The organism is Leucobacter allii, from assembly GCF_022919155.1.
Taxonomy (GTDB): domain Bacteria; phylum Actinomycetota; class Actinomycetes; order Actinomycetales; family Microbacteriaceae; genus Leucobacter; species Leucobacter allii.
The window spans coordinates 2,694,228-2,714,446 of record NZ_CP095045.1 but is presented as its reverse complement, the minus strand read 5'-3'; the positions used below and the strand labels follow the sequence as shown (position 1 = coordinate 2,714,446).

The window sequence follows — 20,219 nt, the reverse complement described above, 5'->3', positions numbered from 1 at the left end:
CCATGATCCCGCTGGGACCGGTTGTGGCGAGGAGCCGGATGAACGCCGCGCGGGCCGACGTGTGGCCGTACCTGGCGGATCCGGAGCGCCGGGCCGAATGGTGGGCCGAGCTCCAGCTCGAGCCCGGGATCGGCGGCACCGTCGCGGAGCGCTGGAGCGAGGGCGACGGCGAGGAGTCGGTCAGCCGCGATGCGAGCGGCACCGTCGATGTCTGGGTCGAGGGGCACGCGATCGGCTTCACCTGGCGCGAGGCCGGCGACGAGCGCGACACCGCCGTGCTCATCACGCTGCGTACGCAGGGGTACCAGACCGGGCTCACCGTGACCGAGACGGGGTTCGACGCATTGCCCGCCGCATCCGAGCGGGCCGCGGCTTCGCAGGAGGGATGGCGGGTGCTCCTGCGGGACCTCGTCGCGGCCATCGATGCCGCCGGCGCCGCCGGGAGGCTCGCTCACACGGTCGTGGCCGGGGTCGGCGTCGCCGCGGCGGATCCGAGCGGCGCCGCGGGGACCGAGCTCGTGGTCGCCCCCGAAGAGGTCGACGGCGAGGTGGACGACGCAGCGGCTCCGGAGGATGCGGCCTCGGGGACCGAGGTCGACGTCGAGGTCGATCCGGAGCCCGAGCTCGGCGAGCGCCTCGAGCTGGATACGGGGTCCGTGGAGGTCGTCGATGCCGGGGAGGCCGAGCCGGGGACGGGGCCCGCGGATCCCGGATCGGAGCCCTCGGGGGAGCAGTCCGCCGCCGCGGCCGGTGTCGCCGCCGAGCCCGATGCCGATGCCGATGCCGGCGCCGGGAGCGAGAGCGGCCCCGGCGGCGATCTCGATGGCGCGGCTGAGAGCGGACTCGATGATGCCGCCGATGCCGATGCCGATGCCGATGCCGATGCCGCGGCCGTTGACGAAGAGTCGGCCGACGTTGTGGATGCTGAGAGCGATGACGCCGCCGAGAGCGATGAGGCCGCCGAGAGCGATGGCACTGCCGAGAGCGACGACACCGCCGAGAGCGACGCCGGCATCGGAGCCGACGCGGAAGCCGGAGCCGACGCGGAAACCGGGGCCGAGGCCGAGGCGGAAGCCGAGACTGACGCCCCCGCGGATCCTATCGCCGAGGCCGATCCCGCGACCGGAGCCGATCCCGCGACCGATGCCGACGACACGATCGCGATCAGCCGTGAGGCCATCGACGACGCGATGCACGACCTCGGGCTCGGTGCGGAGGACGACGCTCCCGGCGAGCCCGAGGAGCCCGACTTCGACACCCTCATCCGCGGCAGCTGAAGCCTGCACGGGCGTGCGGCGCCGTTGATCGGGCGGCTCGCCACCGGTGTCGAGCGCCGGTCCGCCGCGGCCGCGCTCCGGCCGCGACGCGCTCGGCCGCCGGCTTCGCGCGTACTGCGCGTCGATCCTGCGCTGGCGCGATCCCGCGCCTATGCGACCCGCGCCGCGATGTCCGAACGCCGCTGACCGCCCTCGAGCCCGATCCGGTCCGCGGCCGCGTAGGCGCGCTCGCGCGCCTCGGCGAAGTCGGCGCCTCGGGCCACGACGCCGAGCACCCGTCCGCCCGTCGCGATCCAGGAGCCCTCGGCGCCTCGCGCCGTCGCGGCGTGCACGAGATGCACGCCGGGCACCTCCGTCGCGGCGTCGAGCCCGGTGAGCTCCCGGCCGGTCGTCACCGCGCCGGGATACCCCTCGCTCGCGAGCACGACGATCACCGCGGAGTCTGCGGAGAACTCGGGGGCCGGCAGCTCGGCCAGTCCGCCCTGCGCGGCGGCCAGCAGGTACCGGCTCAGCGGCGAGGCGAGGCGCGCGAGCACGACCTGCGTCTCCGGGTCGCCGAAGCGCGCGTTGAACTCGATGACGCGCACGCCCGTCGCGGTGACGATGAGGCCGCAGTAGAGCAGCCCCACGAAGGGCGTGCCCTCCGCCTCGAGCTGCCGCACGGTCGGCAGCGCCACGGTGCGGGTGATCTCCTCGACGAAATCGTCGGCGACCCACGGCAGCGGCGAGTACGCCCCCATGCCGCCCGTGTTCGGGCCGGCGTCGCCGTCGAAGATGCGCTTGTAGTCCTGCGCCGGGCTCAGCGGGAGCACATCGTGCCCGTCCGCGAAGAAGAAGAGCGACACCTCCTGCCCGTCGAGGAACTCCTCGACGAGCACCTCCCCGTGCGGCGCCCACTCCGCCACGTGCGCGAGCGCAGCGTCGCGGTCCTCGGTCACGAGCACGCCCTTGCCCGCGGCCAGGCCGTCCGCCTTCACGACGTACGGCGCGCCGAAGTCGTCGAGCACGGCGCCGGCCTCGGCGACGGAGGCGACGCGCGTCGCCCGCCCGGTCGGCACGCCGGCCGCATCCATGATCCGCTTCGCGAAGGCCTTCGAGCCCTCGAGCTGCGCCGCGGCGCGATCCGGCCCGAACACCGGGATCCCCGCGGCGCGCAGCGGATCGGCGACGCCGGCGACGAGCGGCGCCTCGGGGCCGACCACGACGAGGTCGAAGCCGCGCTCGCGCACGAACGCCGCCACCGCCGCGGGATCCGTGTACGCGAGCTCGGGGGTCTCCACCCCGCTCGCGGCGATGCCCGCGTTCCCCGGGGCGCAAACGACCTCGTGGCCGGCCTCCTCGGAGATCAGGGAGAGGACGAGAGCGTGTTCGCGGGCGCCCGGGCCCAGTACGAGGATCTTCACCGTTCCAGGGTACTGGATGCGGGTGGGGCGGCCGACGTACGATGGGCGTCATGGCGCTGCACTGGAAGCTCGTGATCGATTGCCGTGATCCGCATGCTCTCGCGGATTTCTGGGCCGAGGCCCTCGGCTACGCGGTGGAGGATCCGAGCGGGCTCGTCGAGCACCTGCTCGGCGCCGGTCAGCTTCCCGAGGCCGCGACCGTCCGGCACGGCGGCGTGCGCCGATTCGCCGGGCTCGCGGCGGTGCGCCACCCCGACGATCCCTTCGACGACTTCAGCGGCACCGGTCGCGGTCGCCGGATCCTGTTCCAGGCGGTGCCCGAGGAGAAGCGGGGGAAGAACCGGCTCCACCTCGACGTGCATGGCGACGGGGAGCTCGAGGCGCTCGTCACCCGGCTCGAAGGGCTCGGCGCCGAGCTCGTGGAACGTGTGGACCAGGGGCCGGCTGGCCGGTGGTGCGTGATGCGCGATCCCGAGGGGAACGAGTTCTGCGCCGCCTGAACGGCCCGGGGATCCGGCGTCGCTAGGCTGGGAGGGTGGCGAAGCGGAGGATCCCGATCGATGACGGCCGTGCCGCGCTCGCGGAGGCGCGGACGGGCGGCGCGGCGCGAGCGGTGCTGGCCACGGCCGTCCGCTACCTGCTCGAGGAGCTCGCGGAGCGCGCTCCGGGCAACACCGTCGAGGTGCGCGTGCCTCCGTTCGGCGCGACGCAGTGCGTGCAGGGGCCTCGGCACACCCGCGGCACGCCGCCGAACGTGATCGAGACGGATCCCGCGACCTGGATCGCGCTCGCCACGGGGGAGCTCGACTGGGAGACCGCGATCGCCGAGGCTCGCGTCCGCGCCTCGGGGTCCCGGGCGGAACTCGTCGGTCTGCTCCCGCTCGTACGCGTCTGATTCCGGCGGCCGCTCCCGTCGCACGCCAGGAGTTGCGACTCTGGAGCCGAATAAGCCACACCTACTGACGTGCGAAGCAGGTGGGGCGGACGGATCAGGTCGGGCGCGCGGATCGGGCGGGAGGATCGGGCGCGCGGATCAGGTCGGGCGGGAGGATCGGGCGGGCGGATCAGGCGGGCCGCCGGGACTGTGGTGAATCGTCCAGCGAACGGCTGCGAGAATGGAGGCATGAGTACGCCCGATGCCGCGTCCGGAACGCCGCGGCAGGATCCCGCCGACACCCCCGTCGATCCCGCGGAGCCGGTCGCGCCCGAGCGCCGCGCCGCGGCCGAGCCGGATCGCCCGGCGGCCGAGCCCGCCCCCGCGGCCGCGGCAGCGCCGGAAGAGGCTTCGCAGGACGCACCGCGCGAGCCGATCGTCGAGACCGTCGAGCGGGAGGTCGTGCTGCAGCGCTCCGTGCGCTACGGGCGCGTCCTCATCGGAGGCGCCGTCCTCGGCGGCGTGCTCGCCGCGCTCGCCTGCCTGTTCTTCCCGATCGACGAGGACGCCGAGTACACGATGGCCCAGGCGATGGGCCTCATGCTGCTCGTCGGCGGGGCCATCGGGCTCTGCCTCGGCGGCGTCCTCGCGCTCGTCCTCGGCCGCGTCGCGAAGCGCCGCAGCGGTGGCGGCGTCGCCATCCAGGCCGACGTGCGATAATCGCGGACGTACACGACTCGATCGGAGAACCCCATGCTCGGGAACCTCAGCGGATGGCACCTGCTCGTCATCCTCTTCGTCATTCTGCTGCTGTTCGGCGCGCCGAAGCTGCCGGGGCTCGCGAAGAGCCTGGGCCAGTCGATGCGCATCCTCAAGAAGGAGGTCAGCTCCGACGGCGAGGGCACTCCGCCGGCGAAGTCGGAGTAGCGCGATGCGTCCGACCTGCCATACTGGTCGGACGCCAATGATCGGAGCCCACCCGCATGTTCGGTAATCTGTCCGGCCCCACGCTGCTGGTCATCCTCTTCATCGTCCTCCTGCTGTTCGGCGCGCCGAAGCTCCCGGGGCTCGCGAAGAGCCTGGGCCAGTCGATGCGCATCCTCAAGAAGGAGGTCGGCGGCAAGAACGGCGAAGCGGACGCGGGCGCCGATGAGGCCGCGCAGTCGGGAGCCGCCCCGGACACCGCGCCCCGCGCGAGCGCCCCGGAGGATCGGCCGGCGTCGAGCGGCACCCGGGCCGAGCGCCCCGACGACGATCCGGAACGACCGGACAAGCCGGCGAACTGACCGGCAATCGAACCGGGCTCCCCGCCGCGACGCCGCGGCGGGGAGCCCGGTTCGTTCAGCTCTCCTGCGTGGCCTCGACCCAGGACAGGTACTCCTCGTCGACGTCGCCGGTGACGTAGCTGCCGGAGAAACAGCTGTCTTCGAGCTCGGTGACGCGATCCTGCCCGGCGAGGATCGCCCGGCGCATCCCCTCGACGCTCATATACACCAGATGGTCGGCCCCGAGCTCCGCGGCGATCTCCTCGGTCGTCCGGCCATGGGCGATGAGCTCCTTGCGCGACGGCATGTTGATGCCGTAGACGTGCGGGTACACGACGGGCGGCGCGGCGGAGGCGAAGATCACGGACTTCGCACCGGCGGCGCGCGCCATCTCCACGATCTCCCGGGAGGTCGTGCCGCGGACGATCGAGTCGTCGACGAGCAGCACGTTCTTGCCGGCGAACTCCGAGCTCATCGCGTTGAGCTTCTGGCGCACGCTGCGCTTGCGCACGGCCTGGCCCGGCATGATGAAGGTGCGGCCGACGTAGTGGTTCTTGAAGAAGCCCTCGCGGTAGTCGATGCCGAGCTTCTGCGCGAGCTGCATGGCGCTCGGCCGCCCCGAATCGGGGATCGGCATCACGACGTCGATATCCACGTCGGGCAGCTGCTCGCGGATCTCCTCCGCGAGCACGTCGCCGAGGCGGAGCCGCGCGTCGTACACCGAGATGCCGCTCAGCACCGAGTCGGGGCGCGCGAGGTAGATGTACTCGAAGGCGCACGGCACGAGCCGCGGTCGCTGCGCGCACTGGCGGGACTCGAGCGCGCCGTCGGGGGAGATGAGAATGGCCTCGCCCGGTTCCACGTCGCGCACGGTCTCGTAGCCGCCGGACTCGAGCACGAGCGACTCGGAGGCGACGATCCACTCGTCCTGGCCGTTCGCGCCATCGCGGCGGCCGAGCACGAGCGGGCGGATCCCGAAGGGATCCCGGAAGGCGAGCAGGCCGTGCCCCGCGATGAGCGCGATGGTCGCGTAGGAGCCCTCGACGCGCTCGTGCACGCGAGCCACGGCGTCGAAGACCTGCTCGGAATCGAGGGAGAGCCCCGAGATGCCCGCCTGCAGCTCGTTCGCGAGCACGTTGAGCAGCAGCTCGGTGTCGGAATGCGTGTTGAGGTGGCGGCGATCCACGTTGTAGAGCTCGGCGGTGAGCTCCCGCGTGTTCGTCAGGTTGCCGTTGTGGACGAGGATGATGCCGTAGGGCGCGCCGACGTAGAAGGGCTGCGCCTCCTCCTCCTGAGCCGCGGAGCCTCGGGTCGCGTAGCGCACGTGGCCGAGGCCGACGTTGCCCATGAGGCTGCGCATGTCTCGCGTCCGGTAGGCCTCGCGCACCTGGCCCTTCGTCTTCACCATGTGGAAGAAGTCGCCCTCCAGCGTCGCGATGCCGGTCGAGTCCTGGCCGCGGTGCTGCAGGAGCAGCAGACTGTCGTAGATTCGCTGGTTGACGGGTTCGGACGAGACGATACCGACGATGCCGCACATGCTGTTGTGATTGCTCCCTGCGAAGTGGGTGGAGCGCCCGACGAGGCGCACCCTCTAGTGTCCCACACGCCGCGGGTGGGCCCGCTCGGGGCAGGGTACGCTGGAACCGTGAGCGAAAACGCGTCGATCTATGCCCAGTCCGGAGTGGACACCGCCGCCGGAGACCTCGCGGTCGAGCTGATGAAGTCGGCGGTCGCCCGCACGCAGGGCCCCGAGGTGCTCGGCGGCGTCGGCGGCTTCGCCGGCATGTTCGACGCCTCGGCGCTGCTCGGCTACCGCCGGCCGCTGCTCGCCTCCTCGACGGACGGGGTCGGCACGAAGGTCGCGATCGCCCAGGCGATCGACAAGCACGACACCATCGGCCAGGACCTCGTGGCGATGGTCGTCGACGACATCGTCGTCGTCGGCGCGAAGCCGCTCTTCATGACCGACTACATCGCCTGCGGCAAGGTGGTCCCCGAGCGCATCGCCGACATCGTGCGGGGCATCGCGGGCGCCTGCGAGGCGACCGGAACGGCGCTCGTCGGCGGCGAGACCGCGGAGCACCCGGGGCTCCTCGGCCCGGACGAGTACGACGTCGCCGGCGCGGCGACGGGCGTCGTCGAGGCGGATCGGATGCTCGCCCCCGACCGGGTGCGCGACGGCGACGTCGTGCTCGCGATGGCCGCCTCCGGCCTGCACTCCAACGGCTTCTCGCTGGTGCGGCACATCCTCGCCGAGCGGGGCATCGCCTACACCGACCGCAGCGCGGAGCTCGGAGCGAGCTACGGCGAGGCGCTCCTCACCCCGACCGCGCTCTACACGGCCCCGCTGCTGCGCGTGCTCGAGGACCCCGAGCTCGCGGGGGCCGACGGCACCAGCGCGGTCCACGTGCTCAGCCACGTCACCGGCGGCGGGATCGCGGCGAACCTCGCGCGGGTGCTGCCGCGGGGGGCGTGGGTCGAGGTGGATCGCGCCTCCTGGTCGCCGCTGCCGGTCTTCCGACACCTCGCCGAGCTCGGGGCGCACTCGCTCGAGTCGCTCGAGGGCGCGTGGAACCTCGGGATCGGCATGTTCGCGGTCGTGGACGCCGCGAAGGCGCCGCAGCTGGCCGCCGCGCTCACGGCCGAGGGGCTCGACACGTGGGTGGTGGGAGCCGTGTCGACCTCCTCCCGCGATCTCGCGGGCTTCGAGCAGGGTGCGAAGGGCGTCGACGGCGGCGCGGTGCGCCTGGTCGGGAGCTACGCGGGCTGATCCGTCGGCGGCGCCGAGGACCGCTCGATGAGGGCCGTCGCGATGACGGCGAGGCCCTCGCCGCGGCCCGTGAAGCCCAGATGATCGGTGGTCGTGGCCCCGAGGGACACCGGGGCGCCGAGGAGCGCAGAGAGCGTCGACTGCGCCTCCGCGCGCCGGGGCGCGAGCTTCGGGGACGGGCCGACGAGCTGCGCGGACACGTTCACCGGAGCCCAGCCGGCCTCCGCGAGGCGGGCGCGCGCCAGCTCCAGGAAGCCCGTGCTGTCGGCGTTCGCGGTGGTGGTGCCGTCGACCCCGACGAGGCCGCCGATATCGCCGAGGCCGGCCGCCGAGAGCAGCGCGTCGACGATGGCGTGGCAGACCGCGTCGCCGTCGCTGTGGCCCGCGAGACCCGGCTCGCCCGGCCAGTCGAGGCCCGCGAGGCGCAGCGGAACGGCCGCGTCGTAGGCGTGCACGTCGACGCCGGTGCCGACCCGGATCACGCCTCCGCCCCGATCTCCAGCAGCTTCGCGGCGAGGACGTGCTCGAGGAGCACGAGATCGGCCGGGCCGGTGAGCTTGTGGGCGCGGAGTTCGCCGGCCACGACGCGGACCCGCCCGCCCGCCCGCTGCACGAGCTCGGCGTCGTCGGTGGGCGGGGCGTGCTCGGCGTCGTCGGGCGCCGCCTGCGCGGCCGCGAGGAGCTCGCGGGGGAAGCCCTGCGGGGTCTGCACGGCGACGAGGTCCCCGCGATCCACGGTCTCGGTGACGAGACCCCCCGGAGCGACCCGCTTGATCGTGTCGATGACCGGCTGAGCCGGCACGACCGCGTCGCCGCTCGCCCGCACCTCCGCGATGACGCGCTCGAAGAGCTCGGCGCTCGCGAAGGGGCGCGCGGCGTCGTGCACGAGCACGGTGTCGATGGCGCCGGGGAGCGCATCGACGCCGAAGCGCACCGATTCGTTCCGCGTGCGGCCGCCGGGGACGACCGAGACGTCCCAGCCGGTCTCGGCGGGGAGGATGCGATCGACGAGATCCAGGGTCTGCGCCGCGCGGTCCTCGGGCACCACCACGACGAGATGGCCGCGGTGGGGGAGCGAGGTCACGACCGCGATCCCGAACTCCACGAGCGTGCGGCCGCGCAGCTCGACGAAGGCCTTCGGGACGCTGGCGCCGAGGCGCTCGCCCCGGCCGGCGGCGACGAGCACGACGCCGAGCGTCGCGAGGGCATGGGGCGGGATGACCGGCGCCTGCCCGGTCGGAGGCGGGGAGCTGCGCATAGGGCCAGCGTACCCGCCGCCGCTCTCCGAAAGACGCGCAGGGCGCCCCGCCATCGGCGGGACGCCCTGCGCACGGGGCGATGCCCCGGGGAGCCGACGGCGGTCGCTAGGAGGCGAGCACCTGGTCGAGCACCTCGGAGGCCTGCTCCTCGTCGGTCTTCTCGGCGAGCGCGAGCTCGGACACGAGGATCTGACGGGCCTTCGCGAGCATCCGCTTCTCGCCGGCGGAGAGCGAACGGACCTCCTGGTCGCGGCGCCACAGGTCGCGGACGACCTCGGACACCTTGATCACGTCGCCCGAGGCGAGCTTCTCGAGGTTCGCCTTGTATCGGCGGGACCAGTTGGTCGGCTCCTCGGTGAACGGCGCGCGCAGCACCTCGAACACGCGCTCGAGGCCCTCCTGATCGATGACATCGCGCACGCCGACGAGGTCGCAGTTCTCCGCAGGGACCTCGATCGTCAGATCGCCCTGGTTGACCTGCAGCTTCAGGAAGATCTTCTCTTCGCCGCCGAGCTTGCGCTTCTTCACCTCGATGATCTTGGCTGCGCCGTGGTGGGGGTAGACGACGGTCTCTCCGACCTCAAATTGCATCGAGTGGCTCCTTTACAGTCCAACCACTAAAATACCACACTTGTCGTTCGAGAGCTTAGGTTCACCTAAGCTGCGACGGCTGCGCGGAGCCGGATATGATGATTCCAAACCGTGATCGGCGGCTGCAGCGGCATGCCCCGGTATCGATACTCGGCTCGGAGGACCACCTTGAAGTTTCGGATCGCCTCGTCCATCGCACTCGCGGCGGCCCTCGCGCTCGGCGCGACCGGATGCAGCCTGATCGCACCGCAGGGCACTCTGGAGCCCTACGCCCCCAGCGACGGCATCGATGTGAGCGTCGGCGGCGTGCACGTGCGCAACATCATGCTCATCGCCGATGAGACCGGGGAGAACTTCAACGTCGTCTTCGGCGCGGTCAACTCCACCGGCGCCCCGCAGGACGTGACGATCAGCTTCACCGGCGAGGGCTCGTCGCGGGCCGCAGCGGAGTTCACGGTGCCGACCGGCAACACGCTCTTCGGCAATCCGGCGGGCGAGGAGGCCCCCGTGCTCGTCACGATCCCCGATCTCAAGCCGGGCGCGACGGTCTCTGCCTACTTCCAGACCGCGGGAGCCTCGGAGCTGCAGCGCGAGGTGCCCGTGCTCGACGGCACCCTCGCCGACTACCGCGACTACGTGCTGCCGGCGGACTTCAGCCAGAGCGCCGACGAGTCCGCTGCGCAGGAGAAGACGGCCGCTGAGGACGAGCAGGCCGACCAGTCCCATGTCGGCGACGACGTCACCGACGTCGAGCAGGCCGAGACCGAGTAGCCGTCGGCGCGCGGTAGCGACGCGGCCCCCGCGATCCCTCGGGATCGCGGGGGCCGCGTCGTTCGCCGGGTCATCCGAAGCGGTAGCCGACCCCCCGGACCGTGGAGATGAGCTTGGGTTTCGAGGGCTCCTCCTCGATGCGCGCGCGGATGCGCTTGATGTGCACGTCGAGCGTCTTCGTGTCGCCGTAGTAGTTGCTGCCCCAGACGCGGTCGATGAGCTGGCCGCGGGTGAGCACCCGTCCGGCGTGGCGCATGAGCATCTCGAGCAGCTCGAATTCGCGCAGCGGCATCGAGATCTCCTCGCCGCGGACGGCGACCGCGTGGCGCTCGGAGTCGAGGCGGATCCCGAGCTCGTCGAGCACGAGCTCGTCGACTCCGTCCTCGCGCTCCTCCTCGCCGGCGCCTCCGCGGCGGAGGGCCGCCCGGACGCGCGCGAGGAGCTCGCGCGTCGAGTACGGCTTGGTGATGTAGTCGTCCGCGCCGAGCTCGAGGCCGACGACGATGTCGATCTCGCTGTCCTTCGCGGTGAGCATGATGATCGGCACCGCCGAGGTCTGCCGGATCGTGCGGCAGACCTCGGTGCCGGGAAGGCCGGGGAGCATGAGGTCGAGCAGCACGAGCTCGAAGGGCTGCTCGCCGAATGACGCCACGGCGCGTGCGCCGTCGTCGACGACCGTCACGCGGTACCCCTCCCGCTCCAGCAGGAAGGCGAGCGGGCGGGAGATCGACTCCTCGTCCTCGACGAGCAGGATGTGCTGGGCCACTACGGGGTTCCCTTCTCGGCGGCACCGGCGGCGTTCGCGCCGCGGCCGGGCTTCGTGGTCTTCTGGGGGGTCTCGGATCGCGCCGCGCTCGCGGACTCCGCCGTCTTCGCGGGCTTCGTCGGCTTCGCGGACTTCACCGTCTTCGCGGCGGCCTTGCGGGCCTTCTTCGCCCGCTTGCCGCTCCCAGGCGCCTCGTAGAGCGGGAAGGCGAGGGTGAAACTCGATCCCACACCGGGCTGCGACCACACGTCGACGTCGCCGCCGTGCGCCCGCATGGTGTGCCGGGTGATGCTCAGGCCCAGACCGGTGCCGCCGTCGCCGCGGGTACGGGCGCCGTCCACGCGGTAGAAGCGCTCGAAGATCCGCGAGAGGTGCTCCGGGGCGATCCCCTCGCCCTGATCGGTGACCGTGACGACGAAACGATTGCGCTCGAAGGCCATGCCGACGCCCACGCGGCCGCCGTCCGGGGAGTGCCGGATCGCGTTGCTCAGCAGATTCGCGACCGCGGCGCCCAGCGAGGTGGGCCGGCCGAGGATCATGGCCTCGCGATCGAGTGCGGAGTCGTCGGTGATGACCAGCTCGACGCCGTGCTGCATGGCGAAGGCGCGGTGCGAGTCGACCTCGCCGCGGATCAGGTCGCGGAGCGAGACGGCCTCGCGATCCTCGGGGCGGAGCGTCGATTGCGCCTCGGAGAGCTGGATGATGTCGCGCGACAGCTCGCCGAGCCGCCGGGACTCCTTGACGAGGCTCTTCGAGAACTCGCGCACGAGGGCGGGCTCGTCCGCCGCCTGCTGCACCGCCTCGGCGAGCAGCCCGATCGCGGCGATCGGGGTCTTCAGCTCGTGGCTGACGTTGGCGATGAAGTCCCGTCGCATCGCGTTCACCCGCTGCTCCTCGCCGAGATCCTCGGCGAGGACGACCACGAAGCGCCGCTGCAGGCGCACGATGTGCGTGCGGACGGTGTCGGCGGGGTCTCCGGGATCCGGTTCGTGGGTGTCGGGCATGCCGGTCGACATCACCCGGCGGACCCGCGCGAGGAACCCCGGGTCGAGCAGCTCCTCGTCCGTGATGTGGGGCTCGCGCCGTGCCGACGGATTCGCGTACACGGGTGCGAGTGCGGCGTCGAGCACGACGGCGAACATGTCCACCTCGTCGAGGATGGCGGTGGCCACCTCGGGGAGCTCCGGGCGCATCTGCTCCGCCCGCCGCGCGCCCGCCCGGCGGGCGCCCAGGACGCCGAACGCGATTCCGGCCCCGATCAGGATGCCGAGGCCCGTCGCGGCCAGAACGAGCAGGGTCGGATCCATGACTCTCATCGTAGGGGGAGGGGTTTCCGGCAACAGGTAGAGTTCAACTGTTGTTCACCTGTTGGTGCGTCCCGGTTCACCGGCCCCGCCCAGACTGATGAGGGTGCGCGTCGGCGCAGAAATACGGAAAGGAACCGCATGCGTGAGGTATTCCAGCAGTCGCTGGCCGAGGTGCAGGATCGACTGGTGAAGATCGCCGAGCTCGTCGAGGAGGCGATCGAGAACGCCACGACGGCCTTCGGCAACTCGGACGTGGCCGTGGCCGAGCAGGTGATCGACAGCGTCGACGAGATCGAGGTCCTCGCCGGGGAGCTCGATCAGCTCACCATCGACATCCTCGCCCGCCAGCAGCCGGTCGCCTCGGACCTGCGCCTCATGGTCGGGGCGCTGCGCATGAGCGCCTCGCTCGAGCGGATGTCGGATCTCGCGCAGCACATCGCGCAGCTGGCGCGCTACCGCTACCCCGAGAGCGCGATCCCGAAGGGGCTGAAGAAGATCTTCGTCCGCATGGGCGCGCTCGACGTCGAGATGGCGTCGAAGATCGTCGAGGTGCTCCGCACCCAGGATCCGACGCTGATCGAGGAGGTCAGGGACCTCGATGACGATCTCGACGAGCTGCACGCGAAAGTCTTCGAGAAGGTGCTCAGCGACAAGATCGCCGACAACCCCACCGGGGTCGTCGATGCGACGCTCGCGAGTCGGTACCACGAGCGCTTCGGCGACCACGCGGTGAGCGTCGCGAAGCAGATGCACTACTTCCTCAGCGGTTCGCTCGACTGAGCGGGCCCGTGCGGCGGGGGGCCGTCGCCGCCGAACGGTAGGCTGGTGGGCGTGAAGCAACGCATCTACGACTCGCACGCCCAGGAGGTCGTCGACTTCGTCCCGCGGGAACCGGGACGGGTCGGCCTCTACGTGTGCGGTCCGACGGTGCAGTCCGCGCCCCACATCGGGCATCTGCGCAGCGCGCTCGTCTACGACCAGATGCGGCGCTGGTTCGCGGTCACCGGGCACGAGGTGACGCTCATCCGCAACGTCACCGACATCGACGACAAGATCCTCGACCACGCGCGCCGCGCCCAGGAGGAGGACGGTGCGAGCGAGGCCTGGTGGGCGCTGGCGTACCGGGTGGAGCGCGAGTTCACCGCCGCCTACGACGCGCTCGGGGTGCTCGCGCCCACGTACGAGCCGCGGGCGACGGCGAACATCCAAGAGATGATCGCGCTCATCGAGCGGCTCGTGGAGCGCGGCCACGCCTACCCGGCGGCCGACGGCTCGGCGAGCGTCTACTTCGACACCGCCAGCTGGCCCGCGTACGGCGCGCTCACGCGCCAGCGCCGCGAGCAGATGGAGGACGCCGCGGACTCGGAGCCGGTCGGGAAGCGGGATCCGCGCGACTTCGCGCTCTGGAAGGCGCATCGCGCGGGGGAGCCGGAGTCGGCGGCCTGGCCGTCGCCGTGGGGGCCGGGCCGACCGGGCTGGCACATCGAATGCTCCGCGATGGCGACCCGGTACCTCGGCGAGGAGTTCGACATCCACGGCGGCGGCCTCGACCTGCGCTTCCCGCACCACGAGAACGAGCTCGCCCAGTCGCAGGCGGCCGGTCAGGCCTTCGCGCGGCACTGGATCCACAACGGCCTCGTGAGCACCGGCGGGCAGAAGATGTCGAAGTCCCTCGGCAATTCGCTGTTCGCCGCCGATCTCCTGGCACGGGCCCGCCCGATCGTGCTCCGCTACTTCCTGGGATCCGCCCACTACCGCTCCGTCCTCGAGTTCTCGGACGGATCGCTCGCCGAGGCCGATGCGGCCTTCTCCCGGATCGAGGGGTTCCTCGACCGCGCGGAGGGATTCGGGAACGCGTTCCGCGACCCCGCGGACGGTGCGGAGCTGCGCGAGGCGGTCTCGGAGACCGCGGTGCGCGCCGAGCACCTGCCCGCCGAATTCTCGGCGGCGATGCGCGACGACTTCGCCGTGCCGCAGGCGCTCGCCGCGCTGCACGGAGCCGTGCGCGCGGGCAACGCCGCGATCGACGAGGGCGACGAGGCCGAGGCCGCGGCGCGAGCGCGCGAGGTCGTCGCGATGCTGGGCGTGCTCGGGCTGAACCCGCGGGATCCGCGGTGGGCGAGCGGCACGGACGGCGCCGGAGGCGACGCGGCCGAGGCGGCGCTCGATTCCCTCGTCGACGACCTCCTGGCGCAGCGCACCGCCGCGCGCGCCGACCGCGACTTCGCCACGAGCGACGCGATCCGCGACCGGCTGGCCGCGGCCGGCATCGCGCTCGAAGACACCCCGAACGGACCCCGCTGGAGCCTGACATGAGTAATAAGAAGAGCCGCACCGGCGCCGTCCGCAAGAAGGGCCTCGGCAAGGCCGTGGGATCCGGAGGCCAGGGGCGCCAGGCGCTCGAGGGCCGCGGACCCACACCGCGGGCCGAGGACCGCGAGTACCACGCGAAGTACAAGGAGAAGAAGGCGCGCGAGCGCTACGAGGCGGCCAAGCAGCGCCACGCCGCGCGCGGCGGAGCGGCGCCCGAGCGCGGGCGCGGCTCGGGCGGACGCAAGAAGGACGAGAGCGAGCTCGTGACCGGCCGCAACGCCGTCCTCGAGGCGCTGCGCGCGAAGATCCCCGCGGCGACGCTGTACATCGCCGCGAAGGTCGAGATGGACGACCGCATGCGCGAGATCCTGCGGCTCGCCACGAACCGCCGGGTGCCCGTGCTCGAGGTCATGCGCCCGGAGCTCGACCGGATGACCGAGCGCGACACCGTGCACCAGGGCGTCGTGCTCAAGGTGCCGCCGATGGAGTACGCGCATCCGCTCGAGGTGCTCGACGCGGTCGTCGAGCGCGGCGAGGTGCCGCTCGTCGTCGCCCTCGACGGGGTGACGGATCCCCGCAACCTCGGTGCGATCATCCGCTCGGTCGCCGCCTTCGGCGGTCAGGGCGTCGTCGTGCCGCAGCGGCGATCCGCCGGCCTGAACTCGGCGGCCTGGAAGACCTCGGCGGGGGCCGCGGCGCGGATCCCCGTCGCGATGGCGTCGAACCTCACGCAGACGATCAAGGAGTTCAAGAAGCAGGGCGTCTTCGTCGTCGGCCTCGACGGCGACGGCGACGTCTCGCTGCCGGGGCTGGAGCTCGCCGACCGGCCGCTGCTCGTGGTCGTCGGCAGCGAGGGCAAGGGCCTGTCCCGGCTCGTCACGGAGACCTGCGACGCGGTCGTGTCGATCCCGATCTCCTCGGCGACGGAGTCGCTGAACGCGGGGATCGCGGCGAGCGTCGCGCTCTACGAGATCGCGAAGCTCCGCGCCTCCGAGGCCTGAGCGGGGCTCAGAACACGGTCAGCACCGTCGCCCGCCAGCGGTCGCGGCGGTGCTCGAAGCGCATGGCGCTCGTCCCGGTGCGCTGGCCGGCGTGCAGCACGACCGCCGCCTCGACGACCCCGGGCGCCGGCCGATGGAGGTGCACCGGCCCCGGCGTCGGCACCACGCGGCGCAGGTCGCCGTGCAGGCTGCGCTGCTCCGTGCGCGCCGCCCGGCGCAGCGTCAGCTCCTCCACGACCTCGGGGGTGACCCACTGGGCGAGCTGCGCCACGCTCCGGGTGCCCTCGAGGGCCTCGAAGGCGAACAGCGCCAGCCGCTGGACGACCTCCGCGCGCGGCGGCGGGATGTCCCCCTCCGCGCTCGTGTCGATCGCGATCCTGCCCGCGTTGCCGGTGTACGGAGGCACGGCGCGCAGGATCCGAGAGGGGCGCTCCGCGTCGCGGACCGGGCGCAGATGCGGGACAGAGGAGGGCATGCTCGCTCCTTCCCGGAACCGGCTGCTTCGGCCGTGCGCTCCAGTGCGCGATGCGGGTCGGAAAGCCGGATCCGGCGGTGAGGGGTGGATGGATTCCCCAGACTAGGTCGAGCGCACTGATGAGCGTCAAGATGCTTCCGCGCCCTGGACGAGAAAGCCCAGTCGAGCGGGGCTCGGCGTGCGCTCGGCGTCGGCGGCGTGCCCTACGCTGGGAGACGTGGCGACATTGCGGAACCTGACGACGAAGTACTCGACGCTCGACGAGGCGGAGATCGAGTGGCTCGAGGCGATCATGCTCGAGCTGCGCCTGCTGGCGGACCTCGCGCTCAGCGATGTCGTGATCTGGGTGCCGACCGAGGACGGCGGCTACCTCGCCGTCGCGCACTCCCGGCCGGCCGGCTCGGTCACCCTCTTCTACCGGGACATCATCGGCGAGTACCTCCGCTCCGACTGGCGCGAGCTCGTCGATCAGGCCATGGAGACGGGCGAACCCGCGGCCTCGACCTCGCCCGCCTGGTACGAGGAGAACCCGATGCGGCTGTCGGCCTATTCGATCAGCAGGCAGGACGCGCAGGGCGGAGTCCACGGACCGTTCGCCGTCGCGACGGTGCACACGAGCGTCGCCGACACGCAGAAGGCCTCGCGCATCGGAGCCGCCTTCCGCGAGGTCGCCGAGGATCTCTTCGCGATGATCCAGAACGGGCTCTTCCCGCATCCGGGCAACTCGCGCGGCGGCGAGCAGGGGGCGCCGCGCGCCTCGGACGGCCTCGTGCGCGTGAACCCCGAGGGCGACGTGACGTTCGCGAGCCCCAACACCCAGACGACCTTCTCCTCGCTCGGGTACCGCGACGAGATCGAGGGCGAGAACTTCACCGAGGTGCTCGCCGAGATCGTGAAGGGGCAGTTCGACACGAACGAGTCGCTGCCGCTCATCGCCCAGGGCAAGATCGCGAAGCGGGTCGAGATCGACGCGGTCGGCCGGACCGTCACGCTCCGCTCCATTCCGGTGATCCGTGACGGCGTGCGCGTCGGCGGCGTCATCCTCACCCGGGACGTGACGGCGCTGCGCCAGCAGGCGCAGGAGCTCATCACGAAGGATGCGACGATCCGCGAGATCCACCATCGCGTCAAGAACAACCTGCAGACGGTCGCGTCGCTGCTGCGGGTGCAGGCCAGGCGGGCGCGGAGCGAGGAGGCGAAGCAGGTGCTCGGCCAGGCCATGCGCCGCGTCGCCGCGATCGCGGTCGTCCACGACACGCTGTCGACCGGGTTGTCGCAGATCGTCGACTTCGACGTGGTCTTCGACCGGGTGATCGGCCTGGCGGCGGAGGTGGCGAGCCTCCACAACACCACCGTGCACCCCCACAAGGAGGGCAACTTCGGCGAGCTGCCGTCGGAGTACGCGACGCCCCTCGCGCTCGCCCTCACCGAGATCGTCACCAACGCCGTCGAGCACGGGCTCGCGGGGCGCGAAGGCGAGGTGTTCGTGCGCGCCGACCGCACCGAGGAGCGGCTCGCCGTGGAGGTCATCGACACCGGCACGGGACTTCCCGGGGGCACGGTGGGGGACGGCCTCGGCACCCAGATCGTGCGCACGCTCATCGAGGGCGAGCTCGGCGGGAGCATCTCCTGGGGGCCGGACGAGCGCGGCGGCACCCGCGTCTCGATCCAGGTTCCGCTGCACTGGATCGCGGTGCAGACGCGCGAGATCCCGCGTGTGACCGGCTGAGCCGAGACGCGGCGAACGGGGGCGGATCATCGGATCCGCCCCCGTTCGCCGCGCGGTCGCGCACCGGGTCAGCGCCTCCCGCGCAGGAGCACGACCGTGCCGACGACGAGGAGCAGCACCCCGAGCCCGATCACGGTCGCCGTGATCCACCAGGCCGTGTCCAGTTCGCCGCCGACGAAGGCGCGCTGGGCGACGTAGCCGCAGAACACGAGGATGAGCGCCCCCCACACGATGGGCGAGGTGCGCGGACCGGTGCGGACCGGCGGCGGCGGAGCGGCCGCCGTCCCGGGAGGCGCCGGTGCCGAGGGGGGCGTCGGCGCCGCGGCTGCCGCCGGGGACGCCGTCGGGCCCGAGGACGTCGCGGTCGCCGGCGCGGTTCCTGCCGCCGGATCCGCCCACGTCGCTGGCGCGGCCGGGGGGACGGGCCGAGCGGGCTCGGGCGCCGGCGGGGCGAGCGGAGTGGTCGGCTGCGCCTCGCCCGGCGCTCCCGCCTCGTCCGGCGTCTGCGAGGGGCCGGGGGGCGGTGCGTCCGGGCCTCCGGCGGTGGGATCGTTCGTCATCGTGCCATCTCCTCTGCGATCGTGGCGAGGTCGTCGCGCAGCTCGTCGCGCGCATTCCTCAGGTCCTGCCGCGCGTCGCGGTCGAGCCCGGGCTCCTCGAGCTCCCAGGTGATCCGGTCGAGCTCCTCCTGGAGCGCCGCCTGCTCGTCCGCGAGCGCTCGGCGCTCGGCGGCGCCGGCTGCGGAGTCGTCGCGGATTCCGGCGCCGTTCGCGGTGTCCGCCGTGCCGCGCACCTTCACGTTGCCCGCGACGAGCGTCACGGAGACGCGAGCCGCGTCGGCCGTGCTCCCGCTCGCGGGCAGGTTCGCCCGAATCGTGCGATGGATGAACGGTCCCGAGGTCCGCATCCGCTCATCGGCGGCGTCCTCCTCCTTCACGTTGCCCGCGAGCACGCGGACCTCGATGACGGCCGCCTGCGCTTCGGGCACCTCCACCGTCACGTTGCCCGCGAGCAGCCAGACCGCGAGTTCCTCGTCGCCGGCGGCCGAGGCGACATCGGGTTCGGCGAGGTCGACCGTCACGTTCCCGGCGAGCACGGCCGCGCCGGGCGCGTCGTGCGCCGCGGAGACCGGCACCGTGCCGAAGGGGACGAAGCGGGTGCCCCACGGCAGCACGGCGGTCACGAGGAGCGCCACGACGCCGCAGGCGGAGAGGAACCCGATCCATCCCGTGTGGCGCCCGCGGACACCGGCGATGACGAGCGAGAGCGCGAGGACCGCGAGCGCCGCGATGAGCGCGGCGATGAGCGGCGCGGGGACGGCGCTCATCGCCGGCAGCAGCTCGGAGAGGCCCATGCCCCAGAGCGCCGCCGCGCCGGCCGCGAGCAGGGCGAAGGCGAGCGTCAGGATCGTGTGCCCTGCGCCGAGCCGATGCGCCTCATGGTGCTCGGCGTAGCGCGCGCTCCAGTCGTCGGCCTGCTTGCCCACGCGCTCGCCCCACTCTCCGGCGGCCTGGCCGGCGCGCTCGCCCCACTCCCCGACGCGCTGCGCCGCCGCGTCGGCCTGCTCGGCGAACGAACGGGCGCGCCCGTCGGCTGCTCCGGCCGGTCCCTGCGCGGGGTCGCCGCGACGCTCGGTCCCCTCGGGGCCTGACGTCCACGCGGCGGCCGGCGCGCCGGCGGCATCGGCGGCTCCGAGGCCCTCCCCGGCTGCTGCGCCTCCCGCGGATCCGGCTTCGGCACGCTCCCGCGCGGCGTCGCGTCCGCGGTCGAGCACGACGCTGCGCAGCCAGACGAAGCCCACGACGAGCACGGCGATCCAGAACAGCCACGCGGCGGTCGCGGTGACCCAGCCGGGGACGCCCAGCGAGCCCCACAGATCCCACCCCCACAGCCCGAAGGCGGGAGCGCCCGAGACCACGACGCCGAAGATCGCCGGGACGATGATGACCGCGGTCAAGACGACCGCCGCGACCACGATCCCGGTCGAGGCTCGCCCCCGGATGATCTCCTCCACGTGGATCCGACCGCTCCGGTCGGGGAGGAGGAGCCAGCCGACGAGGTAGAGGAGGATCCCCGGCCCGCCGAGCAGCGCGAGCACGACGAAGGCGCCGCGCACGATCAGCGGGTCGATGCCCGCCTTTCCCGCGATGCCGCCGGCGACGCCGGCGAACCAGCGCTCGTCGCCGCGTACGATGCCGAGATCGCGCAGCCAGGTGAAGAAGGCGCCGCCTCCGGGGGAACCCCCCGGGCGGCCGTCTCCGGTGCCGTGGCCGTCCTCGGGGGACGGTGTCGAGTTCGATTCGGTGTTCATGCCTTCGAGTCTGGCCGTTTCCTGAGCGTCGGGCCATGGGGGATGCCCCTGAGCGGTCCCTGATTCTTCGACCGGGGGACCCCGAGGGACGCCGCGACTGCTTTGAT

General features: G+C 72.5%; 22 protein-coding genes. 12 read left to right on the top strand and 10 right to left on the bottom strand.

Features of this window, described 5'->3' with window-relative positions:
* The first annotated feature begins 38 nt into the window (after positions 1 to 38).
* Positions 39 to 1,277 (top strand): SRPBCC family protein, encoded by a 1,239-nt coding sequence (locus tag MUN78_RS12580; RefSeq protein WP_244726846.1) that lies wholly within the window; start codon positions 39 to 41, stop codon positions 1,275 to 1,277.
* 149 nt (positions 1,278 to 1,426) lie between these two features.
* Here the strand turns inward: MUN78_RS12580 and purD are convergent, their stop codons facing one another.
* Positions 1,427 to 2,680 (bottom strand): phosphoribosylamine--glycine ligase, encoded by a 1,254-nt coding sequence (purD, locus tag MUN78_RS12575; protein WP_244726845.1) that lies wholly within the window; start codon positions 2,678 to 2,680, stop codon positions 1,427 to 1,429.
* A gap of 50 nt (positions 2,681 to 2,730) precedes the next feature.
* Here purD and MUN78_RS12570 point away from each other — a divergent pair, with 50 nt between their 5' ends.
* From MUN78_RS12570 to MUN78_RS12550, 5 genes are all read left to right on the top strand, one after another.
* Positions 2,731 to 3,180 (top strand): VOC family protein, encoded by a 450-nt coding sequence (locus tag MUN78_RS12570; RefSeq protein WP_244726844.1) that lies wholly within the window; start codon positions 2,731 to 2,733, stop codon positions 3,178 to 3,180.
* A 35-nt stretch (positions 3,181 to 3,215) separates the two neighbouring features.
* On the top strand, positions 3,216 to 3,575 hold the full coding sequence (locus tag MUN78_RS12565; protein WP_244726843.1) for a sterol carrier family protein: 360 nt from the start codon (positions 3,216 to 3,218) through the stop codon (positions 3,573 to 3,575).
* Positions 3,576 to 3,803: 228 nt separating this feature from the next.
* Positions 3,804 to 4,274: a hypothetical protein gene (locus MUN78_RS12560; RefSeq protein WP_244690355.1), complete on the top strand. Its 471-nt coding sequence runs from the start codon at positions 3,804 to 3,806 to the stop codon at positions 4,272 to 4,274.
* A 33-nt stretch (positions 4,275 to 4,307) separates the two neighbouring features.
* A complete protein-coding gene (gene tatA / locus MUN78_RS12555) occupies positions 4,308 to 4,481 on the top strand; it encodes a twin-arginine translocase TatA/TatE family subunit (protein ID WP_244690353.1) in 174 nt (57 codons plus the stop codon).
* A 56-nt stretch (positions 4,482 to 4,537) separates the two neighbouring features.
* Complete coding sequence (locus MUN78_RS12550) at positions 4,538 to 4,840, top strand: twin-arginine translocase TatA/TatE family subunit (protein ID WP_244726842.1); 303 nt, start codon at positions 4,538 to 4,540, stop codon at positions 4,838 to 4,840.
* A 55-nt stretch (positions 4,841 to 4,895) separates the two neighbouring features.
* Here the strand turns inward: MUN78_RS12550 and purF are convergent, their stop codons facing one another.
* Positions 4,896 to 6,356, bottom strand: a complete 1,461-nt coding sequence (gene purF / locus MUN78_RS12545; protein WP_244690349.1) for an amidophosphoribosyltransferase — start codon at positions 6,354 to 6,356, stop codon at positions 4,896 to 4,898.
* Positions 6,357 to 6,536: 180 nt separating this feature from the next.
* Here purF and purM point away from each other — a divergent pair, with 180 nt between their 5' ends.
* Positions 6,537 to 7,589, top strand: a complete 1,053-nt coding sequence (gene purM, locus MUN78_RS12540) for a phosphoribosylformylglycinamidine cyclo-ligase (protein ID WP_429952329.1) — start codon at positions 6,537 to 6,539, stop codon at positions 7,587 to 7,589.
* On the opposite strand, the gene ispF is transcribed toward purM, so the two are convergent.
* The 3 genes from ispF to MUN78_RS12525 form a co-directional block, all read right to left on the bottom strand.
* On the bottom strand, positions 7,577 to 8,071 hold the full coding sequence (gene ispF / locus MUN78_RS12535) for a 2-C-methyl-D-erythritol 2,4-cyclodiphosphate synthase (protein ID WP_244726840.1): 495 nt from the start codon (positions 8,069 to 8,071) through the stop codon (positions 7,577 to 7,579). The genes purM and ispF overlap by 13 nt on opposite strands.
* On the bottom strand, positions 8,068 to 8,847 hold the full coding sequence (ispD, locus tag MUN78_RS12530; RefSeq protein WP_244726838.1) for a 2-C-methyl-D-erythritol 4-phosphate cytidylyltransferase: 780 nt from the start codon (positions 8,845 to 8,847) through the stop codon (positions 8,068 to 8,070). The genes ispF and ispD overlap by 4 nt, the downstream gene beginning before the upstream one ends.
* Before the next feature lie 106 nt (positions 8,848 to 8,953).
* Positions 8,954 to 9,439, bottom strand: a complete 486-nt coding sequence (locus MUN78_RS12525; RefSeq protein WP_244690341.1) for a CarD family transcriptional regulator — start codon at positions 9,437 to 9,439, stop codon at positions 8,954 to 8,956.
* Positions 9,440 to 9,607: 168 nt separating this feature from the next.
* Between MUN78_RS12525 and MUN78_RS12520 the strand changes: the two genes are divergently transcribed.
* Positions 9,608 to 10,210 (top strand): DNA modification methylase, encoded by a 603-nt coding sequence (locus MUN78_RS12520; RefSeq protein WP_244726836.1) that lies wholly within the window; start codon positions 9,608 to 9,610, stop codon positions 10,208 to 10,210.
* A 70-nt stretch (positions 10,211 to 10,280) separates the two neighbouring features.
* Here MUN78_RS12520 and MUN78_RS12515 read toward each other — a convergent pair whose 3' ends face one another.
* Together MUN78_RS12515 and MUN78_RS12510 are read right to left on the bottom strand one after the other, a co-directional pair.
* Positions 10,281 to 10,976, bottom strand: coding sequence for a response regulator transcription factor (locus MUN78_RS12515; protein ID WP_244726834.1), 696 nt, complete (start codon positions 10,974 to 10,976; stop codon positions 10,281 to 10,283).
* Positions 10,976 to 12,283, bottom strand: a complete 1,308-nt coding sequence (locus MUN78_RS12510) for a sensor histidine kinase (RefSeq protein WP_244726832.1) — start codon at positions 12,281 to 12,283, stop codon at positions 10,976 to 10,978. Before MUN78_RS12510 ends, MUN78_RS12515 begins: the two co-directional genes overlap by 1 nt.
* 138 nt (positions 12,284 to 12,421) lie before the next feature.
* Between MUN78_RS12510 and phoU the strand changes: the two genes are divergently transcribed.
* Genes phoU through rlmB form a run of 3 tightly spaced genes read left to right on the top strand, consistent with a single transcriptional unit; the run spans position 12,422 to position 15,597 of the window.
* A complete protein-coding gene (phoU, locus tag MUN78_RS12505) occupies positions 12,422 to 13,063 on the top strand; it encodes a phosphate signaling complex protein PhoU (RefSeq protein WP_244690334.1) in 642 nt (213 codons plus the stop codon).
* 51 nt (positions 13,064 to 13,114) lie between these two features.
* Entirely contained in the window at positions 13,115 to 14,599 is a 1,485-nt protein-coding gene (gene cysS / locus MUN78_RS12500) for a cysteine--tRNA ligase (protein WP_244726830.1), read from the top strand.
* Positions 14,596 to 15,597, top strand: coding sequence for a 23S rRNA (guanosine(2251)-2'-O)-methyltransferase RlmB (gene rlmB, locus MUN78_RS12495; RefSeq protein ID WP_244690330.1), 1,002 nt, complete (start codon positions 14,596 to 14,598; stop codon positions 15,595 to 15,597). The genes cysS and rlmB overlap by 4 nt, the downstream gene beginning before the upstream one ends.
* A 7-nt stretch (positions 15,598 to 15,604) precedes the next feature.
* On the opposite strand, the gene MUN78_RS12490 is transcribed toward rlmB, so the two are convergent.
* Entirely contained in the window at positions 15,605 to 16,072 is a 468-nt protein-coding gene (locus tag MUN78_RS12490; RefSeq protein WP_244690328.1) for an Rv3235 family protein, read from the bottom strand.
* A 217-nt stretch (positions 16,073 to 16,289) separates the two neighbouring features.
* Between MUN78_RS12490 and MUN78_RS12485 the strand changes: the two genes are divergently transcribed.
* Positions 16,290 to 17,801, top strand: coding sequence for a sensor histidine kinase (locus MUN78_RS12485; protein WP_244726828.1), 1,512 nt, complete (start codon positions 16,290 to 16,292; stop codon positions 17,799 to 17,801).
* A 68-nt stretch (positions 17,802 to 17,869) separates the two neighbouring features.
* Here the strand turns inward: MUN78_RS12485 and MUN78_RS12480 are convergent, their stop codons facing one another.
* Together MUN78_RS12480 and MUN78_RS12475 are read right to left on the bottom strand one after the other, a co-directional pair.
* Positions 17,870 to 18,361, bottom strand: a complete 492-nt coding sequence (locus MUN78_RS12480; RefSeq protein WP_244726826.1) for a hypothetical protein — start codon at positions 18,359 to 18,361, stop codon at positions 17,870 to 17,872.
* Positions 18,358 to 20,112, bottom strand: coding sequence for a PspC domain-containing protein (locus MUN78_RS12475; protein ID WP_244726824.1), 1,755 nt, complete (start codon positions 20,110 to 20,112; stop codon positions 18,358 to 18,360). Before MUN78_RS12475 ends, MUN78_RS12480 begins: the two co-directional genes overlap by 4 nt.
* Between the last annotated feature and the right edge of the window lie 107 nt (positions 20,113 to 20,219).